We start from the raw sequence: 10,452 nt of genomic DNA on the forward strand, positions 1-10,452 counted from the left end.
GGAACGCATCGTGACTACAGCTGTGGACGCCACCAGGCCCGCGCGCGAGGCGCCGTACGAGGGGCCGCTGCTCGACGTGCGGGACCTGCACGTCGAGTTCGTCACCCGGGACGGCGTCGCCAGGGCGGTGAACGGGGTCAACTACAGCGTCCGGGCCGGGGAGACGCTGGCGGTGCTGGGGGAGTCCGGCTCGGGCAAGTCGGTGACCGCGCAGGCGATCATGGGGATCCTGGACATGCCGCCGGCCCGCATCCCGCGCGGTGAGATCCGCTTCCGCGGCCAGGACATGTTGAAGATGGGCAAGGAGGAGCGGCGGAAGATCCGCGGGCAGAAGATCGCGATGATCTTCCAGGACGCGCTCTCCTCGCTCAACCCGGTGCTGACGGTGGGCTTCCAACTCGGCGAGATGTTCCGCGCCCACCACGGGACGTCCCGCAAGGACGCCAAGGACAAGGCCGTCGAGCTGATGGACCGGGTGCGCATCCCCGCCGCCAAGCAGCGCGTCAACGACTACCCGCACCAGTTCTCCGGCGGCATGCGCCAGCGCATCATGATCGCCATGGCGCTGGCCCTGGAACCGGACCTGATCATCGCGGACGAGCCCACCACCGCCCTGGACGTCACCGTCCAGGCCCAGGTGATGGACCTGCTCGCGGAGCTGCAGGCCGAGTTCCACATGGGGCTGATCCTGATCACCCACGACCTCGGCGTGGTCGCCGACGTCGCGGACAAGATCGCCGTGATGTACGCGGGCCGGATCGTCGAGACCGCCCCGGTGCACGAGCTCTACGCCCGGCCCGCCCACCCGTACACCCGCGGCCTGCTGGACTCCATCCCCCGGCTGGACCAGAAGGGCCAGGAGCTCTACGCGATCAAGGGCCTGCCGCCCAACCTGCTGCGGATCCCCAAGGGCTGCGCGTTCAACCCGCGCTGCCCGCGGGCGCAGGACCGCTGCCGGGCCGAGGTGCCGGAGCTGTTCCCCGTCACCGACGACGACGGCGCCCCGGTGACCGGGCGGGGCAGTGCCTGCTTCTTCTGGAAGGAGACCCTCCATGAGCAGCGCTAACGGAGCCAGCGCACTGGGTGCGGTGCCCGCGGAGGCCGCCTTCGCCCAGGCCGTGCCGCGCGGGGAGCCGATCCTGGAGGTGCGGGAGCTGGTCAAGCACTTCCCGCTGACCAAGGGGATCGTCTTCAAGAAGCAGGTCGGCGCGGTGAAGGCGGTCGACGGGGTCAGCTTCGACCTGATGCAGGGCGAGACGCTGGGCATCGTCGGCGAGTCCGGCTGCGGGAAGTCCACGCTGGCCAAGGTGCTGATGAACCTGGAGCCGGCCACCGGCGGGTCCGTGAAGTACAAGGGCGAGGAGATCTCCCGGCTGTCCGGGGCCGGGCTGAAGGCCGTGCGCCGGAACATCCAGATGGTGTTCCAGGACCCGTACACCTCGCTGAACCCGCGGATGACGGTCGGCGACATCATCGGGGAGCCCTTCGAGATCCACCCCGAGGTGGCGCCCAAGGGCGACCGCCGCAAGGCCGTCCAGGACCTGCTGGACGTGGTCGGGCTGAACCCGGAGTACATCAACCGGTACCCGCACCAGTTCTCCGGCGGCCAGCGCCAGCGCATCGGCATCGCCCGGGGGCTGGCGCTCAAGCCGGAGGTGATCATCTGTGACGAGCCGGTCTCGGCGTTGGACGTCTCCGTCCAGGCGCAGGTGATCAACCTGCTGGAGCAGCTGCAGGGCGACTTCAACCTGTCGTACATGTTCATCGCCCACGACCTCTCGATCGTCCGGCACATCTCCGACCGGGTCGGGGTGATGTACCTCGGCAGGATGGTCGAGATCGGCAGCGACGCGGAGATCTACGACCACGCCACCCACCCGTACACCCAGGCCCTGCTGTCGGCCGTCCCGGTGCCCGACCCGACGGCCAGGGAGTCCCGGGACCGGATCGTGCTCACCGGGGACGTCCCCTCGCCGGCCAACCCGCCCTCGGGCTGCCGCTTCCGCACCCGGTGCTGGAAGGCGCAGGACCGCTGTGCGACCGAGACGCCGCTGCTGACCTCGCCGTCGTGGCTGGAGGGGGCGGCGCGGCACGACTCGGCGTGTCACTTCGCGGCGGAGCGCGAGAACGGGCAGGGCGCGGCGGAGCGCGAGAACGGGCAGGGCGCGGCGGAGCGCGAGAACGGGCAGGGCGCTGCGGAGCGCGGCGAGGGGCCGGGCGGGCAGGGCCCGCAGGACGAGCCGGGCCCGCAGGGCGGGGAGGACGGGCCGGGGAGCGGTCCGCCCGGGTAACGATTCGGTTGACGCCGCCGGCGCGGCGAGGCATCCAGGGCGCGTCCTCGATCGAGGGCGCGCCCTCGCGTTGTGCTGCGGAAATACCGCCGGAAAGATCATTACTCCTCGTAAAAGCGCGAATACCGGCATCCGGTGTTCGCTATTCGGCGCTCGGAGCGGGCGATTCCGTTTTCGATATGCGGGAATTTGGCGAGCATTGTCCGGCCTGGCCTGAGCATGTAATTGAAAAGAGACGTGACGTGGATTCCGCAAGGGGGGTCGGTTGATCGATAGTTGCTCTGCGCGTATCAGCGGTCACCTCGCCAACTGTGTGGATCGGCCCTGATGTCGACCTCCGCCATGCCCGGCACACCGAGTGGCGGGGCGCCGTTCGTTCGTAAGCCCCTAAATCGAGGAGCAGTTGAATGAGGCTCACCAAGACGATGCGTCTGACCGCGCTCGCGGCGTGTGCGGCATTGGCGATCTCCGCGTGCAGCACCGGCAGCGACAAGAAGTCCTCGGAGCAGGCGAGCGGCGGCACGGGGAAGACCGGCGGCTCGATCAGCATCGAGTCGGGTGAGCCGCAGAACGGCCTGATCCCGCAGAACACCGCGGAGTCCGAGGGCGCGCAGGTGGAGTTCGCGCTCTTCGCCGGCCTCGTCGAGTACGACCCCAAGACCACCGCGCCCAAGCTGCGCGTCGCCGAGTCGATCGAGACCCAGGACGCCACCGTCTGGACCATCAAGCTCAAGGACGGCTACACCTTCCACAACGGTGAGAAGGTCACCGCGCAGTCCTTCGTGGACGCCTGGAACTGGGGCGCCAACCAGGACAACGCCGCGCAGGGCCTGCCGTTCTACGACAAGATCCTCGGCTCCGAGGACCTCGCCCCGGGCAAGGACAAGAAGCCGACCGCGACCGAGCTCAAGGGCCTGAAGGTGGTCGACGACAAGACCTTCACCGTCACCCTCAAGGCGCCGTTCTCGCAGTTCAAGACCATGCTCGGGTACAACGCCTTCTACCCGCTGCCGAAGGCGTTCTTCGCGGACCCGAAGGCGTTCGGCGACAAGCCGATCGGAAACGGTCCGTTCCAGATGGACGGCGCCTGGGAGCACAACAAGCAGATCAAGATCAAGCGGTACGACAACTTCCCGTCCTTCGACCGAAAGGCGAAGCTGGATTCGGTCACGTTCAAGATTTACGACAAGCTGGAAACCGCGTACAACGACCTCCGCGCGGACAACATCCAGATCACCAACAAGCTGCCGATCTCGGCGCTCGCGACGGTCTCCCAGGAGTTCGGCGACCGGTACATCTACCGGCCGGAATCCGGTGTCGGCTACCTCGGATTCCCGATCTCGACCAACCCGGCGTTCAAGAGCGCGGACCTGCGCAAGGCGATCTCGATGGCGATCGACCGCGACGCGATCTGCAAGACGATCTTCTCCGGCACCCGCGTGCCGGCCTCGGACTTCATCAGCCCGATCATCCCCGGCTACCGCCAGGGCGCCCTCGGCGACGCCGCCAAGTACAACCCGGCGAAGGCCAAGGAGCTCTACACCCAGTCCGGCGGCCTGCCCGGCAACAAGCTCGAGATCGGGTACAACGCGGACGGCGGCCACAAGGAGTGGATCGAGGCCGTCGGCAACCAGCTGAAGAACAACCTCGGCATCGAGGTCACCTTCAAGCCGTTCGAGAAGTTCGGCAAGATCCTCGACGCCCTGGGCAAGAAGGAGTACTCGGGCGCCTTCCGGATGGCCTGGCAGATGGACTACCCGTCCATCGAGAACTACCTGCGCCCGATCTTCTCCAAGGTCGCCATCGAGAACGGCTCCAACTACGGCGGCTACGTCAACGAGGACTTCGAGGCCCTGCTCGCCAAGGCCGACGGCGCGAAGACCGACGACGAGGGCATCAAGCTCTACCAGCAGGCCGACGACATCCTGATCAAGGACCTCCCGTACATCCCGGTCTACACCTACATGCTCTCCTCGGCCTACACGAAGGCCGTGAAGAACGTGATCGTGGACGCGCAGAACCGGATCGACCTGGCCAGCGTCGAGCTCGCCTGATCCGACGTCACCCTCCCGCCCCCGGCGGGCGGGAGGAGCCCACGACCGGCACCACCGATGGGCGGTGAGGGAAACCCCCGCACCGCCCGTCAGTGGCGTGCCCCCAACCGTGAGGAGGCCGCATGGGCCGCTATGTGGTCCGCCGGGTCATCCAGGCCCTACCCGTGATCCTCGGCGCGACGTTCCTGATCTACGCACTGGTCTTCCTGCTGCCTGGCGACCCCATCCAAGCGCTGGCCGGTGAGAAGCGCGCGGACCCCACCGTGGTGGCGATCCTGCGCGACCGGTACCACCTGGACGACCCGTTCTTCGTCCAGTACTGGCACTACCTGATCGGGCTGTTCAAGGGCGACTTCGGTGAGGACTACCGCGGCAACGCGGTGGTCGACGTGATGACGCGGGCCTTCCCGTACACGATCAACCTGGCGCTGACCGCGCTGGGCGTGGAGATGGTCATCGGCATCGTGGCCGGCGTGGTCGCCGCGCTGCGGCGCGGGCGCTTCATCGACAACCTGGTGCTGATCTCGACCCTGATGGTCATCTCCATCCCGACCTTCGTGATCGGCTTCGTGCTCCAGCTGCTGCTCGGGGTGAAGCTCAACCGCGACTACGGCATCGACTTCTTCCCGGTCTCCTTCAACGAGGACGCCGGGTTCCGCTCGTACCTGGTGCCGGCCTACGTGCTGGCGTCCACCTCGCTCGCGTACATCGCCAGGCTCACCCGGACCAGCCTGATCGAGGTGATGCGGGCCGACTACGTCCGCACCGCGGTGGCCAAGGGCCTGAGTCCGGTGCGGGTGGTGGTGCGGCACGGGCTCCGGAACGCGCTGATCCCGATCATCACCTTCCTCGGCATGGACCTGGGCGGACTGATGGGCGGGGCGGTGATCACCGAGGGCATCTTCAACATCCCCGGGATCGGCCACCAGCTGTTCCAGTCCGTCTACCTGCGCGAACGGACCATCGTGGTGGGCGTGGTGAGCGCCCTGGTGATGGTCTACCTGTTCACCAACCTGGTGGTCGACCTGCTCTACGCCGTTCTTGACCCGAGGATCCGCTATGAGTGAGCCGACGAAGCACGAGGACGTGAAGGTGTCGATCCCCGCGCAGGCCGGCGGGGACGTCGCGGCCCCGGCCGCCCCGGCCGCGGCCGGCAAGGAGCGGGTGGCCAGTCTCTGGACCGACGCCTGGTACGACCTACGGCGCAACCCGCTGTTCATCATCGGCGGCCTGCTGGTGCTGTTCATGGTGGCGCTGGCCGTCGCCCCGCAGCTGTTCACCGACCAGGACCCGAACTCGGCCGGCTTCTGCGAGCTCTCCTCCTCGTTGAAGCGCCCCAGCGCCGACCACTGGTTCGGCTTCGACGTCCAGGGCTGCGACATCTACACCCGGACGGTCTGGGGCGCCCGCAACTCGATCATCGTCGGCCTCCTGACCACCTCGCTGGTGGTCCTGGTCGGCGGGACCCTCGGTCTGCTGGCGGGCTGGCTGGCCGGCTTCTGGGACAGCCTGCTCTCCCGGGTCACCGAGATCTTCTTCGCGATCCCGCTGCTGCTCGGCGGCATGCTCATCATGTCGACCTGGCAGAAGGGCAACGCCTGGACGGTCTCGGCGGTGATGGCGGTGCTCGGCTGGCCGCAGATCTACCGGCTGATGCGCTCGGCGGTGATCTCCAACAAGCACAACGACTACGTCGTCGCGGCCCGCGCGCTGGGGGCCGGCACCCGGCGGATCGTCACCCGGCACATCCTGCCGAACGCGGTGGCCCCGGTGATCGTGGTCTCCACCATCAACCTCGGCGTCTACATCGGCGCCGAGGCGGCGCTGTCCTACCTGGGCATCGGCATCCAGTCCCCGGCGATCTCCTGGGGCCTGATGATCAGCGACGCCCAGTCCCGCTTCCTGAACGCCCCGCACGTGCTGCTCTTCCCGGCGGCCGTGCTGAGCATCACCGTGCTGGCGTTCATCATGCTCGGCGACGCGGTCCGCGACGCCCTCGACCCCAAACTGCGCTGAGGAGGGCCGCGAACCATGGCTGACCTGACGAAGCCGTCCGGGAGCAGGGACGGCGGGCCGCGGATGGACGCGGTCCAGGTGATCGGCGGCGGACGGGAGCACCTGGTGCCCGGCACGCCGCTGCTGGAGGTCGACGACCTGCACATCGAGTTCCACACCCGGGACGGCGTCGCCAAGGCCGTCAACGGGGTGAGCTACTCGGTGTCGGCCGGCGAGACCCTGGCGGTGCTGGGGGAGTCCGGCTCGGGCAAGTCGGTGACCGCGCAGGCGATCATGGGCATCCTCGACATGCCGCCGGGGCGGATCACGGCGGGCCGGATCCTCTTCCGCGGTCAGGACCTGCTGACCATGGGCGCCAAGGCCCGGCGGGCGGTGCGCGGCCGGAAGATCGCGATGATCTTCCAGGACGCGCTCTCCTCGCTCAACCCGGTGCTCAGCGTGGGCTACCAGCTCGGCGAGATGTTCCGGGTGCACCAGGGGGCCACCCGCAAGGAGGCCCGGGAGAAGGCCGTCGAGCTGATGGAGCGGGTGCGCATCCCCGCCGCCAGGCAGCGCGTCGGCGACTTCCCGCACCAGTTCTCCGGCGGCATGCGCCAGCGCATCATGATCGCCATGGCGCTCTCCATGGAGCCCGACCTGATCATCGCGGACGAGCCCACCACCGCCCTGGACGTCACCGTCCAGGCCCAGGTGATGGACCTGCTCGCCGAGCTGCAGAACGAGTTCCACATGGGGCTGATCCTGATCACCCACGACCTCGGCGTGGTCGCCGACGTCGCGGACAAGATCGCCGTGATGTACGCGGGGAGGATCGTCGAGACCGCCCCGGTGCACGAGCTCTACGCCCGGCCCGCGCACCCGTACACCCGCGGCCTGCTCACCTCGATCCCGCGGCTGGACCAGAAGGGCCAGGACCTCTACGCGATCAAGGGCCTGCCGCCGAGCCTGCTGCGGATCCCGCAGGGCTGCGCGTTCAACCCGCGCTGCGACCGGGCGCGGGACCGCTGCCTGACCGAACTCCCGGCGCTGGTCCCGGTGCTGGACGCCGACGGGGCCGACCTGCCGGGCCGCCGCAGCGCCTGCCACTTCTGGAAGGAGACCCTCCATGGCTGAGCCGATCCTGGAGGTCCGGGACCTGGTCAAGCACTACCCGCTGACCCAGGGCATCCTCTTCAAGCGGCAGGTCGGCGCGGTGAAGGCGGTCGACGGGGTCAGCTTCGACCTGGTGAAGGGTGAGACGCTCGGCATCGTCGGCGAGTCCGGCTGCGGGAAGTCCACGCTGGCCAAGGTGCTGATGAACCTGGAGCGGGCCACGGCCGGCCGGGTGCTCTTCAAGGGCGAGGACATCACCCGGCTGTCCGGGGCCGGGCTGAAGGCGGTGCGCCGGAACATCCAGATGGTGTTCCAGGACCCGTACACCTCGCTGAACCCGCGGATGACGGTCGGCGACATCATCGGGGAGCCCTTCGAGATCCACCCCGAGGTGGCACCGAAGGGGGACCGCCGCAAGGCCGTCCAGGACCTGCTGGACGTGGTCGGGCTGAACCCGGAGTACATCAACCGGTACCCGCACCAGTTCTCCGGCGGCCAGCGCCAGCGCATCGGCATCGCCCGCGGCCTCGCGCTCAAACCGGAGCTGATCATCTGCGACGAGCCGGTCTCCGCCCTGGACGTCTCCGTCCAGGCACAGGTGATCAACCTGCTGGAGCAGCTGCAGGGCGACTTCGGGCTCTCCTACATGTTCATCGCGCACGACCTCTCGATCGTCCGGCACATCTCCGACCGGGTCGGGGTGATGTACCTCGGCACGATGGTCGAGATCGGTACGGAGGAGGAGATCTACTCCTACCCGACGCACCCCTACACCCAGGCCCTGCTGTCGGCCGTCCCGGTGCCCGACCCGACCGGGCGGGAACAGCGCGAGCGCATCCTGCTCAGCGGCGACCTGCCCTCGCCGGCCAACCCGCCGTCGGGCTGCCGCTTCCGCACCCGCTGCTGGAAGGCGGAGGAGCGCTGCTCCACCGAGGTCCCGCTGCTCGCGGTGCCCGCGCTGCTGGAGGGCCCGGCCGCGCACCAGGCGGCCTGCCACTTCGCCGAGGTCCGGGACGTGATCGGGACGGGCTGACGCCGGCCCGCGCGAGCGGCCGGGCTCCGGGTGCGAACGGCACCCGGGGCCCGGCCGGTCCGGCGGTGTGCGCGTCGGCCGCCCCGGCCGGGCTCAGCGCTCGAAGCCGACGTTCTCCCAGACGATGTCGGACAGCCCCTGCGCGCCGATGTTGGCGAGGTTGGCGCGGGCGCCGTACAGCTGCGGGCGCTGGTAGAGCGGGAGCACGCCGGCCACCTTCCACAGTTCGCCGTCGGCCTGGTTGATCGCCTCGGACGCGGTGGCGGCGTCCGGTGCCGCGGCGGCCCGGTCGAGGGCGGCGTCCACCGCCTGGCTGCCGGCGCCGACGTGGTTGGTGCCGCCGTTCTGGACGAAGTTGGCGCGGTTGCCGCTGGCGGGGAAGGGCGTGCCGAGCAGCGAGTAGGCGGTGATGTCGAAGTCGTCGCGGTTGACGTACCGGTCGAAGAACTCGTTGGCGGCGGCGGTCACCGTGGTGACCTTGACGCCGACGTCCTTGAGCATCCTGGTGGTGGTGGCGGCCTCGTTCTGGGCCTGGGTGACGCCGGCCGGGATGACCATCCGCAGGTTCAGCTCGCGGCCGTCCTTCTTCCGCACGTCGCCGTCGAGCTTCCAGCCGGCCGCGTCCAGCTTGCGGGCGGCCTCGGCGGGGTCGTAGCGGCTGAGGCCGAGGGAGTTGTCCCGGTACGCGTTCTGGTTGGCGACCAGCAGGTGGTTGTTGAGCGGGACGGCGGGCCAGTCCAGACCGTTGAGGTCGGCGCGGATGACGGCGTCCCGGTTGATCGCCTGGAAGACGGCCTGGCGGACGGTCGCGTCGCTGAGCGCCGGGGTACGGGCGTTCAGCGTGAACTGGCGGAAGTCCGGCCCGCCGGCCCGGCGCACCGCGGCGCCCTTGGTGTTCCTGATCGTCTGGTAACCGGCCACGTCGGGGCCGTTGTTGAAGAGGTCGATCTCGCCCTTGGCGAAGGCGGCGGCCATGGCGTTGGGCAGCATCGCGTGGAACACGATCCGGTCCAGCACCGGCTTGTCGCCCCACCAGCCCGGGTCGGCGACCAGGGTGACGGTCTGCGCGGCGCGGTCCAGCTGCTCCACCTTGAACGGGCCGGCGGTGACCGGGATCGCGTCCAGGTAGGCGGAGTTGAACTGGTCCGGGGTGGCGACCCGGCTCGCCGGCAGCAGCGGCGCGTTGGCGGCGCCGTTGAACATCGACTGCCACTCGGAGAACGGGCGGTCGAAGGTCATCACGGCCTGGAAGTCGTCCTTGCCGCGCTCGACCGAGGAGACCAGCTCGAAGCCGGTGCTGCTGGACGACTTGTAGGCCGGGTCCTTCCCGTTCAGGGCGCGCCAGTTGGCCTCGATGTCGCGCCACGTGATCGGGGTGCCGTCGGACCAGTGGGCCTTCGGGTTGAGCGTCCAGACGACCACCTGCCGGCCGTCCCGCTGCTCCGCGTGGGCGTCCTGCAGGTAGGCCGGGTTGACGGTCTGGGTGCCGGCCGCGTCGGAGCGGAAGAAGGTCGGCAGCAGGGGCTTGGTGACGCTGATCGTCGAGGACTCGCTGCCGTCGGCGTGGATCGGCGACCACTGCCGGGAGAACTGCGCGATCGCCAGGTTGAGGGTGCCGCCCTGACGCAGCTGGGCGCGGTCACGCGGGTTGACGTCGATCGAGGTCAGCTTGGGGGTGCCGGCGGCCGGCAGCCCGTCGGCGGAGCCGCCGCCCTGGCCGGACGCACACGAACAGAGCGCCAGCGAGAGGGAGAGGGCGGTGAGACCGGCGAGTACGGCCGTCCGGTGGTGGAGGCGGCGGCTCATCGGCGTGCTCCCGAGGTGGCTGTGGCGGAAGGTGTGGCGTCACATCTTGCTGACCGGGAGGTGGAGTTGTCGAGGGGCGGGGCGGCCGCCCCCCGCGCGGGGGGGGGCGGCCCGCCCCCGGACGGGGGGCCCCCCGCGGCAGGCGGCGGGGTAATTGAAG

General features: G+C 69.4%; 8 protein-coding genes. 7 read left to right on the top strand and 1 reads right to left on the bottom strand.

Annotation, left to right across the window (positions count from 1 at the left end):
• The first annotated feature begins 10 nt into the window (after window positions 1–10).
• The 7 genes from ACIA8Q_RS13285 to ACIA8Q_RS13315 all read left to right on the top strand — a co-directional run bounded on the left by ACIA8Q_RS13285 (window position 11) and on the right by ACIA8Q_RS13315 (window position 8,486).
• Entirely contained in the window at window positions 11–1,066 is a 1,056-nt protein-coding gene (locus tag ACIA8Q_RS13285) for an ABC transporter ATP-binding protein (protein ID WP_360210810.1), read from the top strand.
• A complete protein-coding gene (locus ACIA8Q_RS13290; protein WP_396317195.1) occupies window positions 1,053–2,291 on the top strand; it encodes an ABC transporter ATP-binding protein in 1,239 nt (412 codons plus the stop codon). The genes ACIA8Q_RS13285 and ACIA8Q_RS13290 overlap by 14 nt, the downstream gene beginning before the upstream one ends.
• 407 nt (window positions 2,292–2,698) lie before the next feature.
• Entirely contained in the window at window positions 2,699–4,345 is a 1,647-nt protein-coding gene (locus tag ACIA8Q_RS13295; RefSeq protein WP_360210806.1) for an ABC transporter substrate-binding protein, read from the top strand.
• A gap of 122 nt (window positions 4,346–4,467) precedes the next feature.
• Window positions 4,468–5,412 carry an ABC transporter permease gene (locus tag ACIA8Q_RS13300; RefSeq protein WP_360210804.1) on the top strand — a complete coding sequence of 315 codons (945 nt, stop codon included), beginning with the start codon at window positions 4,468–4,470 and terminating at the stop codon, window positions 5,410–5,412.
• The gene (locus tag ACIA8Q_RS13305) at window positions 5,405–6,361 is read left to right on the top strand and encodes an ABC transporter permease (RefSeq protein ID WP_360210802.1); all 957 of its coding nucleotides are present in this window, start codon (window positions 5,405–5,407) and stop codon (window positions 6,359–6,361) included. Before ACIA8Q_RS13300 ends, ACIA8Q_RS13305 begins: the two co-directional genes overlap by 8 nt.
• A 63-nt stretch (window positions 6,362–6,424) precedes the next feature.
• Window positions 6,425–7,474, top strand: a complete 1,050-nt coding sequence (locus tag ACIA8Q_RS13310) for an ABC transporter ATP-binding protein (protein ID WP_396317222.1) — start codon at window positions 6,425–6,427, stop codon at window positions 7,472–7,474.
• Window positions 7,467–8,486, top strand: coding sequence for a dipeptide ABC transporter ATP-binding protein (locus tag ACIA8Q_RS13315; RefSeq protein ID WP_360210800.1), 1,020 nt, complete (start codon window positions 7,467–7,469; stop codon window positions 8,484–8,486). Before ACIA8Q_RS13310 ends, ACIA8Q_RS13315 begins: the two co-directional genes overlap by 8 nt.
• A 93-nt stretch (window positions 8,487–8,579) precedes the next feature.
• On the opposite strand, the gene ACIA8Q_RS13320 is transcribed toward ACIA8Q_RS13315, so the two are convergent.
• Window positions 8,580–10,292 (bottom strand): ABC transporter family substrate-binding protein, encoded by a 1,713-nt coding sequence (locus ACIA8Q_RS13320; protein WP_360210798.1) that lies wholly within the window; start codon window positions 10,290–10,292, stop codon window positions 8,580–8,582.
• Between the last annotated feature and the right edge of the window lie 160 nt (window positions 10,293–10,452).

Source organism: Kitasatospora sp. NPDC051705 (genome assembly GCF_044453265.1).
Lineage (GTDB): Bacteria > Actinomycetota > Actinomycetes > Streptomycetales > Streptomycetaceae > Kitasatospora.